Below are 26286 nucleotides of genomic sequence, written 5' to 3'. Positions count from 1 at the left end.
CTTTATTGTTTTTACGTAACTGCCCGTTTCTATGAGTGCCTGTTACGCAACGTTAAGTTCAGCTGCTTTGGCTCTGATTGTTTCGACAATCGCTAATGATTTTGGCTGTGTTAAGCGTTGCTCACTGCGCTTCTCAAAAGTCTCAAGATCGATGATTTCTGATCGCAACAGAGATTGCAGTTCGCTCAGGTAGTTGGCTTCTAGCACGGCAATGGCTAATGGCGTTGCTGCAAACTTCTGTGATTCCTGATAAGCGATAGCTAAAAGTACCGATTCCGGTAGCTCCCAGAACTTGGCAAGTGTGTAGGTCAGCTTGATGGAATAGCTGTTGATCAATCGCTTAAAGGCGGTGGAGTTCGGCGGAACACTCGGGTCAACATGACGGAATGCTTCTATCATCACTTGGAAGATGATCATTTTGCCTAAGTTACGAATAAGCCCGACAAAGTAGGCCGTTGACTCGTCTTCGTTCGAAGTGCTGTCTTTGAGTAGTTCTCTCGAGTAGCAGGCCGTTTGCAGGCTGTGATCCCAAATCTTCTCACCAAATTGTCGCCAGTAGATATTCAGTGTTGGGGAGAACTCTTTCAGATAGGCGTTAATTACACCCTCAATCAGACCTTGTGAGCCCATATTCATGAATGCGGTTTTTAGATCCGTAACCTCTTTTTCAGAGCGGCGATAGCGTGCGCTGTTTGCCAGTTTGATCATATCAGCTGCCATGCTTGGCTCTTTATCGATGACTTTCAATAGAGTTTCAACATTGAAATCGTCACTCTTTAGTTCACTCATTAAAGTCGTGATCGAAGCAGGCATGACTGGTAGTTCATTGAGCAGCGCCTTTGGCGATAGAAGTAGTTTTTCAATACGTGCTGCAACGAAATCACTGAATGGATCTGACTCCGTATTCAATCGAGATTCCCCAAACAGATAATTCAGAAAATCCGCGTCATGCGGGCTGAGAGGTTTATCGGCTCTTAACGTGTGCTGAGACGTTGCTGTTTGAGCGACTTCTGACTGCTGCAGTTGAGATTGGCTTTCAACATTGTTTGCTGATTCTTGAGAGGTTTTTGATGGTTGCCCCTTTAAAGAAGGGAATAGTGTTTGCAACACCCTTTTAAACATTGAGTGGGATCCTAAAAGAAAAACATAATGCGAATAGGCTAGGGTATGTTGACCTTTCGTGGCTAAGTTTTGCTAGAAAGATCAACACGTCCCAATACCCACAATTATCTCATAGGTAATGCATAAATTAAATCAATGAAAGTTTTACAGATTACAAACCCTTACGCATGGTTACTTAATTGTTAAAGGCCGTCGGCTATAGTGCGCCCGAGTGTTAATAATTAAATAATCAATAACACCGTATTGGGATAATAATTTAGAGAGAGATTTTCATGCTTGTCTTTACAGCAGATTCATTAAACTTGGTTTTGGACTTACTAAAAACAGCCGATTACGCGCAGCACAACATTTACTTTAATGACGGCCAACACCAGCATCAGCTGGTCGGTTTTGAAGTGAAATTTGAAGATTTTGAGTGCAACGGCATGTTCCAGCGTTTGGAAGTGGGCTACAAAATGAAGATGTCTTCAGCAGAGTTGGTTGAGTTCTGTTTTCACAACGGCCTGCTGAAAATGGAACCGATGAAAGCTGTCGCACCAAAGCATGATATCGGTACACCGTCCAAAATTGCTGAGTACAATTTCTAGTAATTCGTGCGAGAAAAATCTTTTATTCAAGCTGGGTAACACCTGCCCAGCTTTTTCATTTACGCACTTCCACAGCACGTCTCTTCTTGTTTCAGGCAATCATCGCAAACACAATTTATCTCTAGTTGTGGACTAATCACGGTAAAGCCTTCTTCTCGCGCATTGGATTTTAGATCCATGATCAGTTTAGGATCGATGGTTTGTTCACTGATCTTGTCACACTTAGAGCAAATGAAAAACTGAGGGATGCCGTGTTCATGCTCACAAAGGATATGCGAGCAAGCAATGTATTTATTGGACACCTTGAGCTTATGGGCCAAGTGCTCCTTTTCTAAAAACTCAAGAATACGATAGACGGACATGGCCTGAATCGTCTTATCCAAATGATCTCGGCAGTAGTCAACAATGTCATAGGCAGAGAGTGCTTTTCCTGATCCAATCAGAGCACGAAGTACTAGGCGCCTTGTTGCCGTTAGCTGTTTGCCACGCGCTTTAAAGTTGTTTTCGACATGTTTGATTTGAGCTTCAGTATCGACGAGCTTTGTCATTAAACATTTCCATTATGAGAGCTATACATATCCATAGATTGTTATGTTATATCATAGCTTTTGGTGTGTCCGAAGAGCAAGCAAATGCGATATAAAGCGTGTCCTAGATGGCGTTCTTGTTTAAAACAGGAACCAAATAGAGTTGTGATAGCAATGAGCTATTAAGAGATGGAGGAATCGGTAATAGGAACGAGGAGAGGAGGTATCACCGCCTTACAGGCAAACGGCAAGGCAGTGATTGATAACTTTATTGCTCAGTCAGTGTTAACTTCCAATCGCTGAGCGCTTTAATGTGTTTAGGACCAATGCCACAGCAACCGCCAATGATGGTTGCGCCCAGTTGGTACCAACGTTTTGCATAAACTAGGTAGTCTGCTGGAGACAGTTCTCGCATACACTGTAGAGTATCATTCGCCTCATGTTCGCTGCTGATCGGTGCAAAATTGTTTGCATAAACACCAATCTCAATTGTGCTGCTTAATTCACCCAATACCTGCTTAGCGTCTTTGATTGCTTGTTCCATCACTTCCGGAACTGAGCAGTTAAATAGCACCGCTGCTGCGTCGGATTGAACCGCCAGCTTGATAGCATCGGTCACGGCTTGCCCTGATCGCAGCGTTGCTGCAGAGCCCGTCTCGTCGCTCAGGCTGAACGCGTAGTAGCAAGGCTTGTCTGACTCTTTTAACACGTCATGAATAGCGCTGAATTCTTCCAAACTGCATAATGTTTCGACCATCCACAAATCTATGTACGGTGCTTGTGCGTCATACAAAGTTTGCACGATAGGCTTTGCTTGCTCGGACTTGAATAGATCCGGTCGGTAGCTGCCAAAAGGTGGTGGAATCGCGCCCGCAACCATTACTGTGTGATCCGCAGACTTAGCGGCGGACTGTGCAAGTTTTCCAGATAACTCTGCGAGTTCAAAGCCTTGTTCAGAAAATCGCTGCTCACCGAGGTGGAACGGAACACACGCATAGCTGTTGGTGATGATCAGCTCAGCACCGGCATCGATAAAGTGCTGGTGGGCTTGGGTAACAAATTGTGGGGCTTCGATAAGTGCTTGAGCACTCCAAAGTGGCTGTGAAAAAGGAGCGCCAATCTCTTTGAGCTCCCTGCCCATACCACCGTCTAATATTGTGAGTCTGTTCATAGTCATGCTCATATCCGTGACAGAAATTCTTGCGACACCATATCAGACACGATGGATGAAGACTACGTTGCCGTTGTGCTCGAATTGAACTTTTGTTTTGTCTGACACCGGGTAGCGGCTTATGGCTGAGGGATACGATAAAAAGGAAGGAAGATAGCGGCACAATTCGTACCGCTGTTTTCGATTAGGCTTTGGCCTCTATGAGGCGATCTAATGTTTCTACCAGTTGTTGGTTTTTATAGTCATCAAGAGCATCGGCGTGGGGAGGCTTAAATAACCCTGAGTCATTATCAAAGTATTGGCCCGATGCATCAGCAAACTCGTCTGATAATGCCGCGCGGCATAGGATGTCTGCACCGATGGCTAAGTCGTTGCCATCTAAGCCGTAGGCCTCTTTAACCAGTTTACTGCCTAAAAATGAAGCGGGATTGACAGCAATAATTGATGGCCCATGTCCTGCCAGCGATTGAGCCAATTCCATTGACCACATATTAAGAGCGAGCTTGCTCTGTGCATAAATGGGTCCGTGAATATCACCCGCATTAGGGCTACTTAAGGCATTAAGGTCGACTGGGGCTTGTGCTGCTGAAGATAGATTAATGATGCGACCTGTGGCATCGAAAAGGGGTAGCAACAAGCGAGTAAGTCGATAGGGGGAGATGGTATTTACTACAAAACGCGTATCTAGATTATCTTTGGTGGTCACTTCAGGGACGCGGTATACACCCGCATTATTGATCAGAACATCGAGCTTACGATGATCACGGATCACCTGTTGAGCAAACTGTTCGACCTCGGCCAATACCGACAAATCAGCAAGGTAATGTTCAATGTTAGCCTGCTTAGAGAGGCGACGTAAGCTGGCAGCAACACGCTCTAATTTGGCGCGGTTTCTACCGTGAATGAGTAGGTGGTGTCCTTGTTGAGCCAATACTCTTGCGGTCTCCAAGCCAATCCCATCGGTTGCTCCTGTGATAAGAATTATTTTTTGCATTATTAACCCTTCAAAAAATAGCTGGAGAGATTCTTATAACAAAGATCATCTGCGCAAAGTTTTTGTCGTGTCACACGGTTACAGAGCAAAAGTGGTTAAATAATGCACGGATCACGAATGGTGCAGGGATTATATACAAAACGTTGAAACTCATTCAGGAATGTTGGCGGTTATCTTTCTCTGTGTGCTCCGTATACTGCATGCTGAGAAAACAGAACAAAGAGCCCAACTATGCCGCTAAGCCTGCCAACCACTCTGCGCATTGTGATTGAGAAAACCTTGCCGTTAACGGTGGGTGTTTTTGCGATCATGATGGTTCAACTAGTGGACTCCATTTTTATTGGGATGCTAGGTGTCAATGAACTCGCGGTGCACGGTATCACACTACCATTTCAGGCTGCGTTTACTGGTGTACAAGTTGGAATGGGGGTTGCGGCCACCTCGATCATCTCACAGGCGGTTGGCGCAAGAAACAGCCGCAAAGCCAGCTCTATGGCGACATTGTCGGTCGGTGCGGGCATGGTCACCATCGCTCTACTTTGTTTTGTCCTGATCTTATTTAGTGATTGGGTGTTCCATTCGTTTATTGCTGATGTGCCACCGCAGCAGTATCAATTGTTGCTTGCCGTGTTCAATCAGTATTGGCCAGTTTGGTTAATGAGTGCACTGAGCGTTGCGCTACTCTACTTAATGACCTGTATCTACCGAGCCAATGGTGATACTAAAACCACAGGCAGCATGTTTCTTGGTGCGAGTATCGTTAACCTGATCCTCGATCCGATTCTGATTTTCTGGCTCGATATGGGAATTGTTGGTGCAGCGGTCGCCTCAACCTTGGGCTACCTGACTTGTTCGGTTTACATGCTTATTAAAGTGCAAGGCCGTGGTTGGTTTGGCTTGTCTGATGCGAGCATCGAACAGATCAAACAAGATGCTTCTGAGTTGGTGAGAACCGTGATTCCAACCACCATGAATCAGATTTTGCCGTCAGTCAGTGCTTTTTTCACCATGTGGTTGATCGCTCACATGGGAACCAGTGAAATGGCATTTTGGAGTCTATTGTCACGCGTTGAGAGCTTTGTTTTGGTGATGTCGTTGGCACTAACCATGTCGATTCCTCCCATGATTGGCCGTTACCTTGGTGCTAAACAGCATCATCGAATTCCAGAATTACTGAAAACATCGGCGCTGTTCTTACTGACTTTCCACTTGGTGATTGCGGCTGTTTTAGCTCTGAGTAGTGGCTTACTTGCATCCACGTTATCGGATGAAGTGACTATACAGCACTGGTTTGAAGTTAGTTTGCTGTTCATCCCATTTAGCTTCGGACCACTGGGATTGTGTATGTTGGTGGCGTCGGTGTTCAATGCGCTGGGCTTACCTAAACAGGCGTTAAATGTGTCGTTTGCACGTCTTTTCATCTTCTACATTCCAGCATTATGGATCGGTGCTTCTACGGGAGAGATGATATACGCGGTTGTTGCAGCATCATGCGCGAATGTGCTGGCGGGTGGTTTTGCGTGGCTGCGATTAAGCCGTTACGTTAAAGAGAATATCGAAACGAAATCCACTAAAACTTCATGCCAAAGTGCGTTGAGAACGGAATGCTAGGGCTTACTCTGAAGGGATAGCGGTGATTTTCTTAACCGTTATTCAAACTGTGATTCAACAAAAACGGCCTCTAATACAGAGGCCGTTTTGGTATTGATATGAATTAGGGCCTAAAGCCTATGAAGGCTGTTTGGCTCTTCGTCTCTTGGCTGCTTGAAGCATCGCGTAGGGTGATAAACCAGTAACGAGCATGGTGCCTATGATGACAAAGATAGAGCCAAAGATGGTATTGATACCGATGTGCTCATCTAGGAATAAGTGTCCCCACAAGATACCAAATACGGGGATCAAAAAGGTCACCGAAAGTGCAGGTGATGGCCCCAGTTCATTAATTAGGTTGAAGTAGAGTAGGTAAGCCAAGCCGGTGCAGACTGCGCCCAATAAGATCACCGATGTGGTGATGGTTAAGTCTGGTGCTTCTCTTACAGGAATAAAGAAAACAAATGGCAGAACTAACAGTACTGATGCCCACATGCTGCCATGTGCGTTGCTGAACGCTTCCACCTTTGGTGCGGTTTTGGTGTAGTTAGAAGCGATGCCATAACTGAGCGCTGCACATACTGCCGCCCCAATTGGAATGATTGCTTCGCTGCCAATATTGACTGCATCCCAGCCAACCAGAACTCCCACACCTGTAACACCAAGCCCAAGGCCTGCAACCACACGCTTTTCGAGTGGAGTTTTAGTCCACACCGCGCCGATGATGGCCGCCCAGATAGGCGCTGTAGAGTTAAGAATCGACAACGTTGAGGCATTCAGCGTTTGTGCTGCGTAGGCGAATAGCAGAAAAGGCAACGCCGTATTGAACAGTCCAAGTATAAAGAAGTGCCGGGTATGCTCAGTAAACTTGAGTGTTTTCTTTAGATAAATCGAGACGATCAGCAGTGTTAGCGCGGCAAAAAGTACGCGGGCTTCGATCAGCATAGCGGGACCAAGCGGTGTGGCGGCTATCCGCATAAAGAGAAAGGAGCCACCCCAAATAGAGGCGAGTATCAGTAGTTTAGCGAAGCTTAGCATGGCGTATGACCTGACCGTTCAAAAAAGCGACTATGGAGCAAATAGTCTCAATACACAAGCTAGTGTTACAAAAATGTTGTTCAGCTCATCTTCAAACTTGGCGATGCTAATCTAGGAACAAAGTAGCCTTATTTTGTTCTGTTTAATGTTCCGGTTTCTTACCCTAATCTATTTGTCGTTGATTGAATGATTAGGAATAGATGCCATGAAAATCGAACACATTGCGATTTGGACGAAACAACTAGAAGTGCTTAAACGCTTCTACCAAGATTACTTCGGCGCCACTTCTAACGAGAAGTATCACAATCCGACTAAGGGCTTTTCGTCTTACTTCTTGTCTTTCGATAGCGGTAGCCGATTGGAGATCATGGAGATGGACTCAGTACCTGAGTCGAAAGATGATATCTACGATCAGTTCACTGGGTTTATTCATGTAGCGATTTCATTGGGCTCAGAACAAGCGGTTGACGATCTAACCCAACGCTTGGTTGAAGACGGTTATGAGCGTTTAGATGGCCCAAGAAGAACTGGCGATGGTTATTATGAGAGTTGCGTTCTCGATCCAGATGGCAATCGACTAGAACTTACAGTCTAAAAGGAGCTATTCTCAGTTGATAACATATCAACTCGGATACTTTTATGCGTAAACCTCTTATTAGTCTTCTAGGTTTATCTCTGCTGGTCGGTTGCCAGACGACCAACGAAGTGGTTGATGAGCCGATTGGGTACTTGGGCTTCCAGGATGGGCAGGTATGGGCAATCCAGTTCAACGATTGTGGTGTTGTTAATTACGTCGAAGCGAAAAAATATCAGTGGCTTGATCGTTCACTTGAATCGATAAGTTGCTACCAATTCACGCCCCAACAAACCATGCCAGCGGTTTCTATATATGAGTCTCCAAATATGGACAGCCAGCCGATTGAACAGGTTTTGCGTTTTAGTGAATTACAAGTATCCGAATCGGGCTGGGGTACTTTTCCAAGCGTTTATCAAATCCAAGATAATAACTGGGTTCGTCTGAAAGAAGGTTGGATCCACCTGTCTGTCGATGATCTTAAGCTGGTTCAGTTCTATCCTGGAGAGCAGAACACTCAATACAAGCAAGCGCATGATCAGTACTATTTAGAACATTAAATAGAGATTATCCTATTTAAAATCATAGTCTTATGCTGTCATCTCATAGAGAGCCGCGAGTCAATATCGTGGCTCTTATTGTTTTCATGTCAGTTAATCTTCTCACTTAGATCAAAAATGAATAAAAACTGTTGGGCTTCGATATTTTAGTTTTTGAACGCTCGTTCTAATATAATTCTATTGATGTCAACTGAGCCTATGTTCGGTTGTCTTTGTAAAACAAACAGGATAAAGACGATGAGCAATTTTAAATTTCATACTATTGAAACAGCACCAGAAGGCAGTAAAGCAATTCTTGAAGGCGCCCAGAAACAGATGGGGATGATCCCTGGCCTTTACTCAGTGATGGCTGAGTCTCCAGAAATACTTAATGCGTACAAAGAGCTGCATCAGCAGTTCACGAATAGCTCCTTCGACGCAGAAGAGCTCACCGTTGTGTGGCAAACCATAAACGTTGAACATGAATGTCACTACTGTGTTCCGGCGCATACTGCGATCGCACACTCAATGAAGGTAGATCCTGCGATCACTGAAGCGCTGCGAAACGATGAAGCCCTACCAACTGAGAAGCTGCAAGCTCTAAAAGACTTCACGCTAAGTGTGGTGAGAGGGCGAGGTAATGTTTCTAAAGAGGAAGTTGAAGCGTTTTACAGTGCTGGCTACGGACAGAAACAGGTTTTAGAAGTGATTCTTGGCTTGTCGCAAAAAGTGATCAGCAACTACGTTAACCACCTAGCTGAAACACCTGTGGACAAGGCATTTGAACCATTTGCTTGGAAAAAGTAGTCCCCAGTTGCCGGACTAAATCTCTTAGTCCGGTGCTTTTCATCTCTCAAAATTTTTATTCCCTTGTCAGCACTTCTATTCTCCTTAATATCAAAGGTATACCGATCACTTGGCTCATAAACTTGATCTCTATGATCAAATAAACCTCAAAAACCTATTGTTGAAACCGGTTTCAAGGTGTATCTTTATTGCGTCTTGAAATCGGTTTCAGAGTTGCAGCTTTTAAGTTTGTTACCTTAAACCTATCTATTTCCTAGCGAATAACTTGTAGTGAGTGATGGTATGAATAACGAATTTCCAAACGATTTTTTATGGGGTGGTGCGGTTGCTGCACATCAGCTAGAAGGCGGCTGGGATGCGAATGGTAAAGGTGTGAGCGTTGTCGATGTATTAACAGCAGGCGCGCACGGTGTACAACGTCGAATCACCGATGGTGTAATCGATGGTGAAAACTACCCTAACCAAGTTGCTGTGGATTTCTACCATCGCTACAAAGAAGACATTAAGTTATTTGCTGAAATGGGCTTTAAGTGTTTCCGTACCAGCATCGCGTGGACGCGTATTTTCCCGAATGGCGATGAAGCCGAACCGTGTGAAGCGGGCTTAAAATTTTACGATGACCTGTTTGATGAGCTATTGAAATACGATATCCAGCCAGTAGTGACGCTGAGCCACTTTGAAATGCCTTACCATCTAGCGAAAGAATACGGTGGCTGGATTAACCGTAAAGTGATTGATTTCTTCGTTAAGTACTCAACCACGGTGATGGAGCGTTACCAGCATAAAGTGAAGTACTGGATGACGTTTAACGAGATCAATAACCAGATGAACACCTCGGCGGACATCTTCGGATGGTTATGCTCTGGCGTGAAGTTCCCACAGTGCGAAAAGCCGCAAGAAGCCATGTACCAAGCGGTGCACCATCAGTTTGTTGCGAGCGCATTGGTGGTAAAGAAAGGTCATGAGATCAACCCAGATCTTCAGATCGGTGCGATGTGTGCGATGGTGCCTTTCTACCCTCGCTCTTCAAAGCCAGAAGACATCATGGTGGCGCAGCAAGCGATGCGTGATCGCTACTTCTTCTCTGATGTCATGGTTCGTGGTCACTATCCAAGTTACGCCAAGCGTGATTGGGCACTGAAGGGCTTCAATATCGAAATGCAGCCTGAAGATGAGCAAATCCTAAAAGAAGGTAAAGCGGATTACCTCGGCTTTAGCTACTACATGTCAAATACCTTGGACTCGTCTTCTCACCAATCAACAGAAGAAGCGATGGACGGTGGTCATGAAAACTCAGTAGAGAACCCGTTCATCAAATCGAGCGATTGGGGTTGGCCGATTGACCCAACAGGCCTGCGTTACTGCTTAGCGTCTCTTTATGAGCGCTACGAAGTGCCACTGTTCATCGTTGAGAATGGTTTTGGTGCGGTTGATACCATCGAAGAAGATGGCAGCATTAATGATGACTATCGTATCGCTTACCTTGGCGATCACATCAAAGAGATGAAAAAAGCCGTTGCGATTGATGGCGTTGACTTGATGGGTTACACCCCTTGGGGTTGTATTGACTTGGTATCGTTCACCACAGGTGAGATGAAAAAGCGTTACGGTTTCATTTACGTAGACAAACACAACGACCAGTCAGGAACACTAGAGCGCAAACGCAAGAAGTCGTTTGAGTGGTACAAAGGCGTGATTGCATCTAACGGTGCCACTATTTAGAATGCCTGCAATTAAACGGCAGCGAGCGTTGCCGTTTCACTAAGCAATACAATTAGCTGGCTTAGGTCGGCTAGTTTTTTATAGAAGGGTAAGTGAATGGTAACCATGCTTGATGTTGCGAACCGCGCTGGCGTCTCGAAATCGACAGTCTCTCGCGTGCTGAACGGCAAGAACATCGTAAGGCCTGTCGTTGCCAAGAAGGTCTTTGATGCGATTCAGGAGACAGGCTATCGACCAAACTTGTTGGCTCAACAGTTGGCGACCAAGAAGACTAACTTCATCGGCTTTGTCATTACCAATGAACTGTTCAACGGCCCTTACTTCTCTTCTTTGATGTATCACGCCGCTTCTTACAGCGAAAAATCCAATCATCAGTTGGTGATCACCGATGGTAAACACAGTGCTGAGGACGAGCGCAAAGCCATTAACTTTCTGCTCGATATGAAGTGCGCCGGGATCATCATTTACCCGCAATGCTTGAGTGAATCTGAAATCGCGCAGATCATCGAGAGTACTGACACTCCCATTCTTGTACTCAACCGCGAAATGCCATCTTCACCTGAACATGCGATTACCACAGACCACTATCAAAGTGCTTGTGTGATGATGGAACATATCATTGAGCAAGGCCATCAGCAGATCGCGGTGATCCGAGGAAAATCAGGGTCATCGACAGACGAACAGCGCTTCGCCGCTTATCGCGATACTTTGTTGAAACACAAGATTGCTTATGACGAATTGAGAGTCGTACAAGGTGATTGGACAATGGAGAGTGGTTATACCTCAGCGCAGGAACTGTTGGCCAACGATGTCGCTTTTACCGCAGTAGTTTCGGAAAATGATGATATGGCGATCGGCGCGATGAAAGCCTTTCTAGAGAAGGGCTACAAGCTACCTCAAGATATCTCTATCGTGGGCTTTGATAACAGCAAAGTGGGTGAGTTTTTAACGCCTAGCTTAACCTCTGTGAGCGTTCCACTAGAGCAGATGACGCAAAAGGCGATTCTGAAAATCGTCGGTGACTCGGAGCAAGCAGATGCCATCGACACCACTGGTAGCCTTGTCATTCGAGACTCGGTACTCAGTCGCTAAGAAACTCGATTTAAAGGAATGCCTAGAAGGTTCTGGAGTGAATCACTTCTAGGCTGGGGATGTTCGGTAGAGTGTTGAGATTAGTGAGCCAGCTTGGCGATGATTTTGCCAACCGTACGCTGGTTTCTCATATCCAGTAGCGCGTGACCAATCTCTTCGAGAGCAATTACTTTGAGGTTAGGAACGACAACGTCACCAGATTCAACCAAAGCATTAACGGCGTTGCCTGCGTCGATTAAGGTTTTCATGCCTTTAGCACCATTCACATGACCTGAGCCTAGGCTAAGCTGGTGGAAACTGAGACCTTTAAGGAAAGCATTGTCGTAGCGCTCAGGTGCCACGGTTTGCACTAACTCCACCATTTCGCCTTCAAAAGCCAATACATCAGCCGCAAATTTGTCGTTGTCGCCGCCGACACAATCCAGCGCAATATCCACACCTTGGTCTTGAGTAATCTTCATCACTTCTGCAACGACATCTGAGCAGCGGTAATCAATGGTGTGAGTCGCACCAAGCTGACGAACCGCTTCATGATTGGCTTGTGAGCAAGTCGTAATTATGGTTTTCACACCAAGTGCTTTGGCAATTTGAATCGCAAAGCTGCCCACGCCACCTGAACCACCAGTGATGAGTAAGATCTCTTTGTTGCTAGCGTGCAGTTTATCCACCAAAGCGCGGTAGGCCGTCCACGCAGCACATGGCAGAGAGGCGGCTATTTCTGGGGAGGTGTTTGGATGTGGAACCAAAGTGCGAGCGTCTTGAATGGCGAGTTCTGCAAAACCACCATGAGCGCGTCGCATATTGCCGTGATACAACACTTTGTCACCCACTTGCCAATTTTCTACCTTGCTGCCGATCGCGATGATTTCACCTGAAACGTCTAAGCCACCAACAAATTGATCGTCCATGTTTGGCACCATTTCATGCCAAAAGTTGATTTTTGCATCTACGGGGTTGAGTGCGACAGCCACAACCTTAACCAAGACATCAAATTCACTTTCTAAATTGGGTGCTGGGAGTTCTGACACTGAGAATGTATCACTCGATTTTTGGTAGGTAATTGCTTTCATTATCGCCTCTATTCCATGATCTATTATCACTAGAATAGCGTGCATTTCATAAGTTGATAATTATCGATTGTTTAGCCTACCATTACATTTTGTTATTAGGTTATAGGGAAGATTCAGCCTAATTATTGGTCGTCGGTTAGTTATTTTTATTGGCAAAATTGAATCGCAAAAGTGTGCGTGGCGTTGATTATTGTGTCAGTACAAGCCTCTATAATCGGCGAAAAGTTTTTGGTAAGTAGATAAAGAATATGAAAACAGAAAAACAGAAGATGTTGGCTGGTGAGCCTTACTTAGCATGGGATGAAGAGCTGTACGCAGAACGAATCGAGTGTCGTAAGGTTCTACAAAAGCTCAACAATAGTATCCCAGACAGTGACGAGTGGCGTTCTGCCATTGACACCTTGATCCCTGACTCTGAAGGCGCTTATTTAGAGCCACCATTCGGATGTGATTACGGCTCAAACATTAAGCTGGGTAAGAATTTCTACGCCAATTTTAACTGCGTCGTTTTAGATGTAGCAGAAGTGACGATTGGCGACAATGTGTTGTTCGCCCCTAATGTACAAGTGCTTACCGCAGGTCACCCATTGGATGTGAAGAGCCGTGTTGATGAAGGCGTTGAGTTCGGTACGCCAATCTCGATTGGTGACAATGCTTGGATTGGTGCTGGTGTGATCATTTGCCCCGGCGTGAACATTGGCAAGAACAGTGTGATCGGTGCGGGCAGTGTTGTGACCAAAGATATTCCAGACAATGTGGTCGCAGTCGGAAACCCATGTCGAGTTTTAAGAACAATTGATAACGATTAATAGCACCATCAAATAGACAAAGCCCGAACCTAGATTCGGGCTTTGTTTTTTCTATTCTAGCTAGATGCTAGATGCTAGATGCTAGATGCTAGATGTAGCGACTTGTTGAGCCTGCTTCTTGTCTAATAGGCCACTGAATCGAGTCAGTGCTAGTGCAACTAAGACAATCACAGTGCCAATCCAAGGTGTGTTCATTAAGCCAGACTCTGCGACAATGATACCGCCTCCCCAAGAGCCCAGTGCGATACCTACGTTGAAGGCTGCGATGTTCAAGCCTGATGCTACGTCTACTGCATCTGGCGTGTATTTCTCTGCGAGCTTAACCACGTAGACTTGCAAGCCTGGAACATTACCGAAGGCAAAAGCACCCCAAATCAAAATAGTAGCAACTGATGCGTAAGGGTTAACTGCCGTGAAGTTAAACACAACCAGTACAGCAGCTAGACCAGAAAAGATAACCGTCAGCGCTTTGATTGGCCCCATTTTGTCAGCCATCTTACCGCCCCAGATGTTACCTACCGCGACTGAAACACCGTAGACCAACATGATTAGGCTTATGGCACTTGAGTCGAAACCAGACACATTTTCTAGGATTGGAGCAAGGAACGTAAACGCGGTAAATGTGCCGCCATATCCCAGTGCTGTGATTGCATAAACCAACAACAGTCTTGGCTGAGTCAGAACTTTTAGTTGAGCTGATAACTTAGCCTCTGGTGGCTGTTTTAGGTTGTTAGGTACCAATAACGCACTTCCGATCAGAGCAATTAAGCCCAGTAGAGCCACGATCAAGAAGGTCGCTTGCCAGCCAAATGTTTGACCAATATAAGTGCCCAGAGGTACGCCAGTCACGAGTGCTACCGTTAGACCAGTAAACATAATCGCGATAGCGCTTGCCGCTTTCTCTTTGGCCACCAATCCCGTTGCGATGGTTGAGCCAATAGAGAAGAACACACCATGAGCCAAGCCCGTTAATATACGTGCGGCAATAAGAGTGTTGTAGCCAGGTGCTTGCCAAGCCAGCAAGTTACCCACCACAAACAGAGACATAATGGTGAGCAGTACCAATTTTCGATTCCACTTACCGGTAAGTGCAGTCAATACTGGCGCACCAACGGCAACCCCCAGTGCGTAGAGGCTAACTAACAGACCTGCAGAAGGTAGAGATACGTTGAGATCGGCTGCCATAGTTGGTATTAAGCCAACGATAACAAACTCTGTGGTTCCTATGGCAAAGGCGCTGAGCGTCAGTGCAAGTAAAGCTAAAGGCATAATTATTTCTCTCAAAGGTGATTCTTAAAAGTGGAGCCGATTTGCTGGCTCGTTTTGTTGGCGAGGATTATGAGAGAAATGTCCTTTGCTAAAAACAGTGTGATTAACAAATTACTTTTGTTATAAATGCAATAGTTGTTCTGTTAATGGCTTAGGAGATTCCCGTGTTAACGCGATCGGATGATTTGGAAATTATGCTTACTGTTGTTGATAGCGGTGGCTTTTCTGCAGCGGCGCAGACGCTTGATATTCAGGTAGCGAGAGTCTCCCGAAGTATTAGTAAGATAGAGAGTCAGCTGGGTGTTTCCCTGTTCAATCGTACGACGCGACGTGTAGAGCTAACCGAAGAGGGCAGGCAGTTTGTCGACTCGATTCGAGCCGGTTTAAGGATCATTCATGAGGCAGAAGAGGAGATTGTTTCGCGTGGTGAACTTCCCAAAGGCCGGTTACGAGTAGACGCAGCCAGCCCGTTTGTATTTCATCAGCTCGTTCCTCTAGTCAATGAATTCAATAGCGCTTATCCAGACATCGAGCTCGAACTAACCTCAAACGAGGGGTTTGTTGACTTGATCGAGAAGCGAACTGACGTGGCAATACGAATTGGTCAGTTAACCGATTCGACGCTTCACGCTCGTCCATTGGGTAAGAGTTTGCTCTATATAGTGGCTTCCCCTGAGTATCTTGCTAAGCGCGGAATCCCTCAAAAGTTCGAAGAGCTCTCTAGCCATCACACAGTCGGCTTTACTGGCGCCAAGGTGCTTAATCACTGGCCACTCCCAAACCAAAACTATGTCGAACCAACCATCACAGCCAGTAACGGAGAAACGGTGCGCCAGCTTGTTCTTGCAGGCAATGGTATCGCTTGTTTGTCTGGTTTTATGGTCCATCAAGACATCGCAGCAGGACGACTCATCCCTGTATTAGAGCAGGAGAAGCTGACCAACACAGGGCGTGAAACAATCAATGCGGTGTATTACAAGTCTTCCTCTGTCTCTAAACGCATCTCTGCTTTTATTGACTTTATACAACCAAGGTTGAGTTTATAGTTGGGACTTCCAAGGCCTCTATTTCATTAACGGAATGATCACTGAAGCCTGACTCACATTGATGGTTGGCTTTTGTGACGATTTCCCTCAGCCAACGATGTCCGGCGTCATTGTGACGTGCTGGATGCCAAAACATAGCAACCTTAACGCTTTCGGAAATGAAGTCACAAGGGATGAGCTTCAAGTTTGAATCTCTTAGATATTTGCTGAGTAGGCGTTTGGGAAACAGACTGATGTGATGGCTATTTTCGATCACACTCATCATCTCCACTATGCTATTAGCACTCCAAACGATATCACGCTCCCCTAGGATCTTTTCATAACTCAGCCCTTTGTCGTGTAAGTAAGCTTTCGTCTGGCTCGACGTGGTGTGCACGACATGTTTTTCGAATAAAAATTGACTCTCAGATACGGTAGAGGTCGTTAAGCGAGGGTGGTCCTTGCTGCACAATACGCATAATTCCTCTTCCAGTAACTCTTGAGACTTAAGCCCTGAGTATTGTCCAAAATCGATATCAATTGATAAATCATATTGGTTTCTGAGTAACGATCGCATATCAGCGTTAGACAAATTTGAATCCGCTTTTACAGTGACGTTGGGCGCTTCATTGAATATAAGCTTGGAGACGGTAGGGAGCAGACTCAATCCGATGACTGACACCGCGGAGAGCATGAAATTTCGTGAACTGCTTTCAGGGTTAAAGTTAGAGAGAGGAGGAGTGGTGAGCCTAATTTGATGAACTGCGTCGGCAAGTTGTGGGTAAATACTTTTTGCTAACTTACTGGGTGAAACGCCATGGCTTTCACGAAAGAAAAGGGGATCATCGAACAGTATCTTGAGCTTATGGATGCTTTGACTAGCCGCTGATTGGCTAATGTTGAGACGATGTGCAGCAGCACTGATACTTCGCTCTTCCATGACCGCAATGAAGATCGGAATTAGATTGAAATCGGAATGTTTCATAAATCGACGTAAAGTAATGGCTGTGAAGGGTATCGTTTGCCTAGTCCGTAAATTGATGACCGGCTGAGATAACGTTTCGTTGAGAGTATTACAATTAAGGCGCTGTTTTGTAGACTTTGCAGTCATTTATACAAACGCGAGATCATGATATTTAAAAGTTGTTGCGTCTAAATGTAACTCTGCACTAAGTTTCGGCCTTGTCTTTTAGCTTGGTAAAGCATCTCATCTGCGATTGAAACAACTTCTTCGACGGGTTGGTTTGGTAACAATACCGCCAAGCCTAGTGACGCTGAAATCCCTCCCATAGACATAATCCGAAGTTTTTCATCTTTAGCGATTCTTTCTCGTAGTCTCTCTGCTAATTTTTTGGTATCGGAAAGAGTTTGAGATTTAACGATGACAATGAACTCATCGCCTCCGATGCGGTAACATTCGTCATTACTGCGAACATTTTCGGATAGAATTTCTGCCACTCTGATGAGGATTTCATCACCGGTAGGGTGTCCATACTGGTCATTGATATCTTTAAAGTGGTCAAGGTCGATAACAATCACCGAGATACATGGGTGCTTTAGGTGCTCATGCTTCATTCTAACGTTTGCTGATTGTAGATAGGTTCGATTTTTCAAGCCGGTCAGAGTGTCAGAAGTTAATTTGATGTTTGTATTGTGTTGATACTGAGCAAAAGTAGCCAACAGAATATAGCTAGCAAGAATAAGCAATAGAATCTCTAAAAGGCTCTGCATTTCATTTTTCAGCTCGATGACTGAACTTGTCACATCATCGAAGACGAGCACATTACCATCGAGTGCGGGTAGAGGTACTTTTATCAGGTGGAAGTAGCGATTTTTCTGTGAATCCAATTGGTGCAAGTTTAATGAAAGTAGGGATATAGGCGTTACTTTCAGCTGTGAAGTGACTTCAGAACTAAGCGATGCAGAAGAGGAGAAGGTAACGCGAATAGGATCGCCTGAAAGTAGAAAAAATCGGTTACTGCGGTCTTGAAGAATTATGTTTCGCGCACTAGAAATCGGCATTTTTGCAAAGTGATAATTTAAGGTGAAGCGGTTTCTTGCTTCTTGCAAAAGAGCTTGTCCTACTCTTCCTGTAACTAACGTTTTACTTTCTAAAGTTGGATCTTCCTCAAATCTAGTAATAATCTCTTTGAAAATAGAGAGGTTGTATTCAACATTATTGTCAATGAGATTTGAAATTAATTCTTCTCTTTTCTTTTTCTCAACCTCTATTGAATCCACTACACGACTGATACTGCTATAATGGAGACACGACACTAGAAAGCTAATGCCAAAAATTAACATATTCCTTTTAATAATAAGAAAGTTAAGGACACTCATAGCTGCCAGTTCTCTTGTCTAAAGCAAATGAATTTTTACTCTACTTAAGTTTTTATTTAATTCTCTTACGAATAAACTCCTCGGTGATGGCAATTCATGGTCCATTGAGCCTGAGAGAATCGGGATATCAACTGATTCTGACTACGACAGTGAGTTTTATGAAGAATACTTTTAATTTGAGTCCGTACCGTTTCCTTTGACACATTTCGAATACTAGATATTTCTGGCCCAGTAAAACCTTTTATCAGTAGTTCCAAAACGTTGAATTCTGACTTTGTAAGTGTAGAGGTAACATCTACGCTTTTAGGCTCTGAGTACTTTTTCCAGAACTGCATCATAGTGTTATGAGCAACCCATGAATTAGACCATGCAGTCATGATATTGGATACAAGCTCCAACTGCTTAGTTTGATGCTCAGACAATGATTCTACGCTGTGGAAGATAGCAATCATTGTGTGTTCATAACTTAAAGGGGAGAAGATGGAATATTTGCTGAGCTTTTTAGTGATGATGGATAACTTCTCGTGGTCAAATATTCGATTTTCCAATACGTTGTCATAAGTAAAGTTTAAGGTATTTTTCTGATTGTATAACGTTGACTCAATATAAGTTTCAATGCTCTCTGAGATTCTTTTGCTGATGGATATTCGTTTAGAAAGGCTTTCTAAACTTTCAAAAATGATGTCCATTCCTTCAGACACTATGATAAGGCTAACATGCTCAATTCCGACTTTTTCTAATCCTTCGCGTACCTCATTTTCCAGCTCATTTGGAAAGCAAGGAACAATTGGATTTTTAAATTCGTTATTCGTTTTTATATCCATATAATAGCCAATGTTTACTTTTAATTATATTTTTTGCATGTTCACATTAATTCATTTGAACGGGTTAAAATCATCACCCTATTGGGTGAGGTTTTTAATGGAATCTTAAAAAGTGAACAATTAAATGATTTAGATCAAAATAGATTATATTCTCTACCTTTTTTATGATTGACCAACTATAGTGATTGTTCAATGCTATATTTCTAATATCAGATATAAGCTGGGTGATAAGTTTGTTTATGTCATGATTTAGCAATACATCATGCTAATTTTAAAGTTTTCTAAAGTAACCTAATACATTACTAATTATGGTCAATATAATGGACTGAAATTGGGAAGTGACTTTCAATTCCGCCTATATTTTTGTGTGAATACCACTCAATAGTTGCTCCAATCCTTATGTTCTTGCATCCGGATACTGGTAATCGACCCTCCCAGTTGTTCAAATTGCTAGTGAAATCCCCTATGGAGATCGAGCTTGCTTTGAATGACTTCAAACTTACTTGGGTTGGCAGCTCAAGTTGAAAGCTCTGATTAGGTTCGCCACATAAATAGAACAGCGCGGGTTTAATACGTTCCAAAGCTCTCATGTTCCTTTCGCTGACTTGTCCGGAGGGAGAAATTGTAATCGTACCTTTTAGGTGTCCATCTCTGATGAGTCTACCAAAATCGAAACTTTCGACCTGTTTCAATTGGAGTCTCTTTAGAGGGCGGTCTGTTTTATCAGTAGAAGCGAATGCATCAGGTATGAACACTAAAAGAGAGATGTATATAATCAAAGCGTTTATGGTTTTCATAACAATTCTCCCGATTCGTTCACGGCTCGCAGTATGTTTTCATCCGGATCATTTATGACAGACGAATCGTAGAGCCAAGGCGTCATGCACTCTTTGCTAAGGATGCATGGGTCTGTTAGTGCATGAAGGAATGCTTCAATATCTTCAATCTCGTTATCAGTTAGAGTGACCGAAATTGGATGTTTCTGTTCAAACGCCTGGCGTGCAGCAAGCGACTTTTGGGTTCGTTCTTTAGCCAAAGGGTAGAGGTCCATACAACTCTCTAAGCGAGATAATTGGGAGTTTTCACACCATTGATGTTCTAGAAAATACGTAGAGGATGATAGTGTTGGGTTGGCAGAGTAACTAATCACTTCTTTTAGAGTGTTGAAACTCCCAGCATGACCGTAAGGGGCTGTATGAGTCACGTTCAGCAGTGTCGGTGTACGGAACTTGTAGATGTCTTCAATATCATTAGTTACTCGGTATCTTCCAAAATCATCGGTATTTCCATTACGGTCTGCAACGCCATCTCCCTTTCCATGACCAATTTGTGGGAACCCTAACGGGTGGAACTTTTCATCGGAAAACAAAAGGCCACTATGGCAACTTACGCAGTGTGCACCTCCATTTTGTTTTTCTGCATAGAAGAGAATTGCCCCGTGCTTTTGTTGTGTTGTGAGTGCAGATATGTCCCCTTTTAAGTAAGCAAACCATGGGTTATCAACAAAGAGCATTGTTCGTTGGAATGCACTTAGAGCCAATTGGATGTTTGCAGGGGTTATTACTTCACTTGCGCTGGCCGATGGTTGATTAAAGGCAGCACGAAACATATCGGGCCAATGACTGAAAGTAAGCTGTGGATCCCCTTGTTCTGGGATATCGGCCAAACGTTTCGCTAGATGCTCCCGTAGTTCATCGTTTGTTGCTGTTGATTTGAAGTGCCCACGCATCTCCTCTGATGAGGTTACTGGGAACGCTGCTTGGGCAAATAGGAGTTCGTCACCTGCGTTGAGATCAGGCTGGCCATCAGGGGTGTTAATTTGTTTTAGCCCACCGTTGCTGACAACTTCGACACGCCCGTCCCAGAACAGAGTGTGCTCCCAAAGTGCGATATTGAAAACGGTCAGTGCATTTCTAGGTACTGCTGGTGCTGAATGGTCACGGGTTGTTCTTCCCAACCCTAACAGATCTGGGAGTTCTGCACCTACGCCTACGGATAGATTCAGTTCGTCTCCCCCGCCAAGCAGTGGGTGGTGACAAGTCACACAAGCGCTATCCTCCTCTCCGCCAAGTGATTTACTGTAAAACAAAGCTTTCCCCAATTGGCTAATTGGGGAAGCTATGTCGGGAACTTGCAAATTTCCTAACGGTTCAACGGACAAGTTATTATTTTCTATGAGTAACTGAAGTTGTATATCTTCATTACTCATTGCCTCTATGTCCGAGCAGCCAGCAATAAAGATCAGAAGCGTATAAAGAATAATGGAGTTAAACAGAGCTATTTTTGAATTTGTTTTTATTACTGTAATTAAACTAAACATAGCGCAACCTTAACTTAAGATAATTGCCACGTTTAAATTCTAGTTATTCCGAATTAATTTAAATCACCCAAAAAGGGTGATGAAAATTCAATGGATGATTTCATAATTCCTAATGTCAACAGTTTGATTGACATAACAATAAGTCGGAAATAAGGAAATTTATCATGAAAACTAAATATCTCATTGTCAGTATCGGTGTGGCTTTCGCTTCTTCTTCATTTTTCGCTAACGCTGATTGGGACTCATCAAGCGCAGATGCAACTGTAACTGCAGATGTGTTAAACCAGCTTACAGTGTCAGCACCAACAAATGGTAACAATGGTGCACTTGGTAAAGTGTTAATTGATACACAAACAAAGGCGCAGTTAGACTTCAACGTTGAAGCAACGAAAGATTATGAGCTTCAATTTCAAGCCACTGTTGCAGAAGGTTGCCAGGACATTGGAGATGCTATGGGAGAGGATGGTGCTGTTGTGCTTGATAAGCCAGATGCCTATAACATGACTCCTACGGAAGATGACTTCATTGAACCTGTTCACTATACATACCATTCGCCTAAAGTCGCTAAACTTGGCGCTGAGTGCATGGTTAATTTGGCTGCAACATATATGTGATGACAAGCTAATTGACATTAATAGCGCGAGATTGCGTGATGTGAAACGTGAAGAAGCGCAGATAACATTAAGGATAGTGTTATGAAAAAACTATTAATTGCTATAGCCGTTGCATCATCATTTCCTATGCTTGCAATAGCTGAAGATAACGCTGACTGTGAAGTCGGTGGCGATGTTTTAAACCCTATTTCGTTAACCCAAAGCCAAGCGGCTTCGTTTGGTAAGTTTCCAGTTTCGAGTAAAGATCGTCATATCACTTTAAGTACTGATGGGAAAGTATATGAGGGTCTTTGGTTTTTGAAATCTGTGCCTGCAATTGGCTCTGTACCGGGTCAATTCAAGTACAAAGGAACAAAAGGGCAGCGTTCTCAAATTGATATGGGTGCATTCGCGAGTTGTACTGGTGGTATTGCTACATCTGAGGTGGCAGCAATATACCGTGCCCCTGTTGAAGGTGAAGAGTGGTGGAAATGGCCTTGGGAATATAACGGTGAGAAAGAAGAGTTCTCATTCCCGGTTGGTGTCACCATGCGTATCGAGGGTGGTAAAACAGGCCATATAAACTGTAGCTATACACTAACAGCAAAATATATTTAATCCATTAAAGGAGCTTCAATCTATTGAAGCTCCAATTCTATTACTTATAACTCAATATTACGCATATTAAGGAAGTATTATGTTTAATAAATACGTAGTTATTTTGTTTTTATTCTGCTTTCCTACAGTTATTCATGCTGGTGTCAGTTTAAGCCATTACCGAATAGAGTTTGAACCTAACCAGAGATTACAGCATTTATATTTATTTAACCCAAGTGAAGAAGCTCAGACTTATCGTATTAGTTTCGTAGATATGGAGATGAGGCCAGATGGAAGGCTCGAACAATCCGAGGGTGTCAAAAATTCCGCAAAGCAATATGTAAGAATATCGCCTCGGCAGATAAAAATTGCCCCAAATGGAAATCAAACCATTAAATTGCTAGCTAGAAATAGCCATAGATTAGATGTGGGAGAGCTCAGAAGTCATCTTCTGTTGACTGAGGTTCCTAAAGAGACGGCCAACGATATTAATCAAGCACTTGAAAACAGTTTGGGTGATGATGAAGTGAGTGTTGGACTGCAGATGACGACGTCCTTATCTATTCCTGTCTTCGTTCGAAAAGTCCCATCAACCAATACCCAAGTAGCTTTAGATTCGTATTCTTTTATTAAAAAAGACAATCAGTTGTCATTAAACATGCAGTTCAATCGATACGGTAATACCAGTGTCTATTCTGACATTGATGTATACGCTGGTAAGGATAGCGAGCCTATTGCGATGCTCAGAAGTATGGGCTTTTATTATCCACTTCCTCAGCGCATGGTTAACTTGAATTTAGATAAATGGGATGGCCATAGTCCGTTGAAGTTAGTTGTTAAGAGACATGGAACAGAGCAGATCTTTGTTAACGAGGATCTCAGTTTAGTGTCAGCTCTCGCTGCTATACATTGATCAGCGGGGTCGGCAGCCATGCGGCGGTTTTGGGCGGGAGTGATTAACGGTAAGCAGAAGTCACTTTTCGCTCTTTTTTCAAAGCTGCTAGTTCTCATTACGTTATGGCTCATATGTATCACATCAGCCCAAGCGATCGCTAATGAGCTGATAGATGATGAGCCCATAATTTTGGAACTACACCTTGCAAGAAGAGTGTTGAATGAAGCTGTGTTGGTTTATCCAAGAGAGGGGACACTGCTAATCCCATTAGGAGAGCTATCTCGTTCTTTAAAGCTAGCGATTGATGTTGATCCGAGTGTAGGTGTGGCCGAGGGTTGGTTTGTTCGAGAAGACCAGAGCTTTTCTTTAGATCTTTCGAGCAATGAAGTGATTGTTAATGACGATATTTACATCCTATCGGATGCTGATTATCTGAACGAGTTTGATGACATATACATCAAAAAGGCTCTGATAGAAGAGTGGCTTCCTATCGATTTAGACTTAAAACTGTCAGATTTAGCTCTGTACGTGAATTCAAGAACGCCACTTCCTTTGGAACAGCAAATAGAGCGTGAGAAAAGGGCAAGAAATCTGAGTAACAACAGTACCAATCAAGCGACATATCCTTTGATTGAAGGGGAGTATCAGTGGCTTTCATTTCCATTAATGGATATCACGCTCGATACCTATCTTGATTCGCAGAATCGCTGGGATACGGACTACAGTGTGTTTGCCAGTGGAGATTTAGCTAAGCTAACGAGTGAGTTCTATCTTGCAGGTTCGATCTCGGAAGGAAGTATAACCAGTAGTCGTTGGTCTTTGGGGAGACGCCATCCAGAAGATACAGGTATTTTAGGTACGACAGAGTTTCAGGTTGGTGATGTCTTTACACCTAGCATAGAGCATATCAGTAGCAGCTCTGAAGGTAGAGGCGTGTATTTAGCAAATACAGATTTATCGAGTGCGACAGAGTTTGATAGAACGACTTTACGTGGCTCATTGACAACGGGTTGGGAAGTAGAGCTGTATGTTAATAATCAACTAATAAGCATGCAGACAGCAAACGATCGGAATGATGGTTTATATGAGTTTCCAGACGTCAATTTGTTGTTTGGTCGCAATGAGATAAAACTTGTTTTTTATGGCCCAGAGGGGCAGCAACAAGAACAAGTTGACGTGATCTATATCGGTTCAGAGCAGCTAAGCCCGGGGAAATGGTCCTATCAAGTCGGGGTGAATCAAGCCGATGTTCCAGTCATTGATCTAACCAGCGTTGATCAATATTCCGATCCAAATGGAGAGATGCATTTCAGCACACGTCTTGAATACGGGGTTAGTCAGAATCTGACGATGAATTTTGGGTATGTCTCGCTCTATGATCAAGATGACCGTTTGCGACAGAACATGTTCAGTATCGGCGCTACTGGAGGGTTTTGGGGGCTATATAATCAAGTTAATTGGTTAGTAGATAATGACCAAAATAATGGGTTGGACTGGCAACTTCAAACTCGCTTGCTTTCAACTAACGTTAACCTCAAACATTTAGAGTTGTGGGGGTTAGATACACAAGATTTGCCACGTGATGTCTATGAGTATGCCCGTCAATCTGAAGTTCGGTTAGATGACAGTTTTGGTCCTCTAGGACTCAGTTTGACCGTTGGCCGTGAAGAATTGGAACAAAGGACGGATACGGACTATGCAAAAGATCAATATAGCGTAGAACAACGCACCTCACTTTCGACTAGCTACTTTCAAACTTCAAACACTTTAAATTACGAGTTGTACTATTCGCGTGAGAGTCAATTTAGTGGGGATGTTGCGCTTACCAAACGTCTATTTGATTGGACCTTTAGAACATCGGTTGATTATGACTTAGAGCCAGAAAGTAACATTACTAGTTACAGCTTTGATGCAAGCTGGCGTTCACCCAACGGATATAGTGTTGGCGTAGATACTAACTATGATACAGAGAGCGAGAGTACTGACTACGGTTTTCGTGTTAGCAAACGATATCAAAATATTGACTTCGGTATTGAAGCCAATGGTGATGATGAAGGCGACTACGACGTTCATCTTTCGGTGGCGTTTAGTTTGGGTTATGTCGATAAAACTGATCATCTATATGTCCGATCGGAAACGTTAGCAACGACAGGTGGGGTAGAGGTTCGAGCTTTTAACGATTCAAATGGCAATGGAGTATTTGATTCTGACGAACAACTGCTCTCAGATATAGCGTTCAACAATGGCGAAGTCACTGAAAGTGGGGTGCTGTTGATGACGGATCTGAGTACCACCGAAAGCAAAAACATCTTTATTGATGATCAAAAAATGCAAGATCCTTATTTATACCCAATGATTGAGGGGCTGAGTGCTTTAGGACGTCCCGGTATTATCCAAACTTTTGATTATCCTTTTATTGCCACTGGAGAAGTGGATGGTGATGCCTATTTATTCAAGAATGGGGAGTTTCAACCGATCGCTGGAGCAAAACTTCAACTGGTCGATCAGAAAGGACGAGTCGTCAGTGAGCGAACCTCTGAATATGATGGCTTTTTCTTTATGGATAAAGTCCCTTTAGGTGACTATCGATTGAGGGTTGACCCAGAGCAGGTACAACGCCTCAACCTAAAGCCAATTCCCGAACACCAAATATCTCTAAAGAACTCTGGGGACTTTGTTGGGCCAATTCGAATAGAGCTTGTTGTTAACAACTGATCGTCTAGATTATTTCATAAATGCTTCTAGCTAGTTCAATGGAGCGAGAAGACAAAGGCTGTTTAT

Annotated in this window: 25 protein-coding genes; 13 read left to right on the top strand and 12 right to left on the bottom strand. The window is 43.8% G+C overall.

Translation table 11 applies throughout. The features are described 5' to 3' along the window. Positions 1 to 42 precede the first annotated feature (42 nt). The gene (locus KI743_RS07500; RefSeq protein WP_285465806.1) at positions 43 to 1122 is read right to left on the bottom strand and encodes an HDOD domain-containing protein; all 1080 of its coding nucleotides are present in this window, start codon (positions 1120 to 1122) and stop codon (positions 43 to 45) included. A gap of 272 nt (positions 1123 to 1394) precedes the next feature. Here KI743_RS07500 and KI743_RS07495 point away from each other — a divergent pair, with 272 nt between their 5' ends. After that, a complete protein-coding gene (locus KI743_RS07495) occupies positions 1395 to 1709 on the top strand; it encodes a hypothetical protein (protein WP_285465805.1) in 315 nt (104 codons plus the stop codon). A gap of 59 nt (positions 1710 to 1768) precedes the next feature. Here the strand turns inward: KI743_RS07495 and KI743_RS07490 are convergent, their stop codons facing one another. The 3 genes from KI743_RS07490 to KI743_RS07480 all read right to left on the bottom strand — a co-directional run bounded on the left by KI743_RS07490 (position 1769) and on the right by KI743_RS07480 (position 4401). Beyond that, complete coding sequence (locus KI743_RS07490) at positions 1769 to 2257, bottom strand: Fur family transcriptional regulator (protein ID WP_285465804.1); 489 nt, start codon at positions 2255 to 2257, stop codon at positions 1769 to 1771. A gap of 247 nt (positions 2258 to 2504) precedes the next feature. Continuing rightward, complete coding sequence (locus tag KI743_RS07485) at positions 2505 to 3407, bottom strand: homocysteine S-methyltransferase family protein (protein WP_285465803.1); 903 nt, start codon at positions 3405 to 3407, stop codon at positions 2505 to 2507. Between the two features lie 184 nt (positions 3408 to 3591). Further along, positions 3592 to 4401, bottom strand: a complete 810-nt coding sequence (locus tag KI743_RS07480; protein ID WP_285465802.1) for an SDR family NAD(P)-dependent oxidoreductase — start codon at positions 4399 to 4401, stop codon at positions 3592 to 3594. A gap of 231 nt (positions 4402 to 4632) precedes the next feature. On the opposite strand from KI743_RS07480, the gene KI743_RS07475 reads away from it, so the two are divergent. Continuing rightward, positions 4633 to 6012, top strand: a complete 1380-nt coding sequence (locus KI743_RS07475) for an MATE family efflux transporter (protein WP_285465801.1) — start codon at positions 4633 to 4635, stop codon at positions 6010 to 6012. Between the two features lie 117 nt (positions 6013 to 6129). Here KI743_RS07475 and KI743_RS07470 read toward each other — a convergent pair whose 3' ends face one another. Then, positions 6130 to 6969: a DMT family transporter gene (locus KI743_RS07470; RefSeq protein WP_263641661.1), complete on the bottom strand. Its 840-nt coding sequence runs from the start codon at positions 6967 to 6969 to the stop codon at positions 6130 to 6132. Positions 6970 to 7234: 265 nt separating this feature from the next. Here KI743_RS07470 and KI743_RS07465 point away from each other — a divergent pair, with 265 nt between their 5' ends. From KI743_RS07465 to KI743_RS07445, 5 genes are all read left to right on the top strand, one after another. Continuing rightward, positions 7235 to 7624: a VOC family protein gene (locus tag KI743_RS07465; protein WP_032553847.1), complete on the top strand. Its 390-nt coding sequence runs from the start codon at positions 7235 to 7237 to the stop codon at positions 7622 to 7624. A gap of 44 nt (positions 7625 to 7668) precedes the next feature. Beyond that, on the top strand, positions 7669 to 8163 hold the full coding sequence (locus KI743_RS07460; protein ID WP_285465800.1) for a hypothetical protein: 495 nt from the start codon (positions 7669 to 7671) through the stop codon (positions 8161 to 8163). Between the two features lie 237 nt (positions 8164 to 8400). Then, positions 8401 to 8949, top strand: coding sequence for a carboxymuconolactone decarboxylase family protein (locus KI743_RS07455; RefSeq protein ID WP_032553849.1), 549 nt, complete (start codon positions 8401 to 8403; stop codon positions 8947 to 8949). Between the two features lie 282 nt (positions 8950 to 9231). Beyond that, entirely contained in the window at positions 9232 to 10671 is a 1440-nt protein-coding gene (locus KI743_RS07450; RefSeq protein ID WP_285465799.1) for a 6-phospho-beta-glucosidase, read from the top strand. A 96-nt stretch (positions 10672 to 10767) separates the two neighbouring features. Beyond that, positions 10768 to 11763 (top strand): LacI family DNA-binding transcriptional regulator, encoded by a 996-nt coding sequence (locus tag KI743_RS07445; RefSeq protein WP_285465798.1) that lies wholly within the window; start codon positions 10768 to 10770, stop codon positions 11761 to 11763. 80 nt (positions 11764 to 11843) lie between these two features. On the opposite strand, the gene KI743_RS07440 is transcribed toward KI743_RS07445, so the two are convergent. Next, positions 11844 to 12833 carry a zinc-binding dehydrogenase gene (locus tag KI743_RS07440; RefSeq protein WP_285465797.1) on the bottom strand — a complete coding sequence of 330 codons (990 nt, stop codon included), beginning with the start codon at positions 12831 to 12833 and terminating at the stop codon, positions 11844 to 11846. A gap of 248 nt (positions 12834 to 13081) precedes the next feature. On the opposite strand from KI743_RS07440, the gene KI743_RS07435 reads away from it, so the two are divergent. Beyond that, a complete protein-coding gene (locus tag KI743_RS07435; protein WP_285465796.1) occupies positions 13082 to 13642 on the top strand; it encodes a sugar O-acetyltransferase in 561 nt (186 codons plus the stop codon). A gap of 81 nt (positions 13643 to 13723) precedes the next feature. Here KI743_RS07435 and KI743_RS07430 read toward each other — a convergent pair whose 3' ends face one another. Then, on the bottom strand, positions 13724 to 14911 hold the full coding sequence (locus tag KI743_RS07430) for an MFS transporter (RefSeq protein ID WP_285465795.1): 1188 nt from the start codon (positions 14909 to 14911) through the stop codon (positions 13724 to 13726). Positions 14912 to 15075: 164 nt separating this feature from the next. Here KI743_RS07430 and KI743_RS07425 point away from each other — a divergent pair, with 164 nt between their 5' ends. After that, positions 15076 to 15957, top strand: coding sequence for a LysR family transcriptional regulator (locus tag KI743_RS07425; protein WP_285465794.1), 882 nt, complete (start codon positions 15076 to 15078; stop codon positions 15955 to 15957). Here the strand turns inward: KI743_RS07425 and KI743_RS07420 are convergent. The 5 genes from KI743_RS07420 to KI743_RS07400 form a co-directional block, all read right to left on the bottom strand. Continuing rightward, a complete protein-coding gene (locus tag KI743_RS07420; RefSeq protein ID WP_285465793.1) occupies positions 15932 to 16921 on the bottom strand; it encodes a LysR substrate-binding domain-containing protein in 990 nt (329 codons plus the stop codon). The two genes, KI743_RS07425 and KI743_RS07420, sit on opposite strands and share 26 nt — an antisense overlap. Positions 16922 to 17088: 167 nt before the next feature. Further along, positions 17089 to 18177 carry a GGDEF domain-containing protein gene (locus tag KI743_RS24630; RefSeq protein ID WP_285465792.1) on the bottom strand — a complete coding sequence of 363 codons (1089 nt, stop codon included), beginning with the start codon at positions 18175 to 18177 and terminating at the stop codon, positions 17089 to 17091. A 164-nt stretch (positions 18178 to 18341) separates the two neighbouring features. Further along, the gene (locus KI743_RS07410; RefSeq protein ID WP_285465791.1) at positions 18342 to 19100 is read right to left on the bottom strand and encodes a helix-turn-helix transcriptional regulator; all 759 of its coding nucleotides are present in this window, start codon (positions 19098 to 19100) and stop codon (positions 18342 to 18344) included. 302 nt (positions 19101 to 19402) lie between these two features. Continuing rightward, a complete protein-coding gene (locus KI743_RS07405; protein ID WP_285465790.1) occupies positions 19403 to 19897 on the bottom strand; it encodes a DUF4402 domain-containing protein in 495 nt (164 codons plus the stop codon). Beyond that, the gene (locus tag KI743_RS07400) at positions 19894 to 21309 is read right to left on the bottom strand and encodes a cytochrome-c peroxidase (protein WP_285465789.1); all 1416 of its coding nucleotides are present in this window, start codon (positions 21307 to 21309) and stop codon (positions 19894 to 19896) included. The genes KI743_RS07405 and KI743_RS07400 overlap by 4 nt, the downstream gene beginning before the upstream one ends. Positions 21310 to 21584: 275 nt before the next feature. Here KI743_RS07400 and KI743_RS07395 point away from each other — a divergent pair, with 275 nt between their 5' ends. From KI743_RS07395 to KI743_RS07380, 4 genes are all read left to right on the top strand, one after another. Continuing rightward, complete coding sequence (locus KI743_RS07395) at positions 21585 to 22034, top strand: hypothetical protein (protein ID WP_285465788.1); 450 nt, start codon at positions 21585 to 21587, stop codon at positions 22032 to 22034. An 81-nt stretch (positions 22035 to 22115) separates the two neighbouring features. Further along, positions 22116 to 22631 carry a hypothetical protein gene (locus KI743_RS07390; protein ID WP_285465787.1) on the top strand — a complete coding sequence of 172 codons (516 nt, stop codon included), beginning with the start codon at positions 22116 to 22118 and terminating at the stop codon, positions 22629 to 22631. 79 nt (positions 22632 to 22710) lie between these two features. After that, positions 22711 to 23523: a molecular chaperone gene (locus KI743_RS07385; protein ID WP_285465786.1), complete on the top strand. Its 813-nt coding sequence runs from the start codon at positions 22711 to 22713 to the stop codon at positions 23521 to 23523. Positions 23524 to 23562: 39 nt separating this feature from the next. Next, entirely contained in the window at positions 23563 to 26220 is a 2658-nt protein-coding gene (locus KI743_RS07380) for a carboxypeptidase-like regulatory domain-containing protein (RefSeq protein ID WP_285465785.1), read from the top strand. Positions 26221 to 26286 lie beyond the last annotated feature (66 nt).

Source organism: Vibrio sp. D420a, assembly GCF_030248625.1.
Lineage (GTDB): Bacteria > Pseudomonadota > Gammaproteobacteria > Enterobacterales > Vibrionaceae > Vibrio > Vibrio fortis_A.
This window is presented reverse-complemented; position numbering and strand designations above follow the sequence as displayed.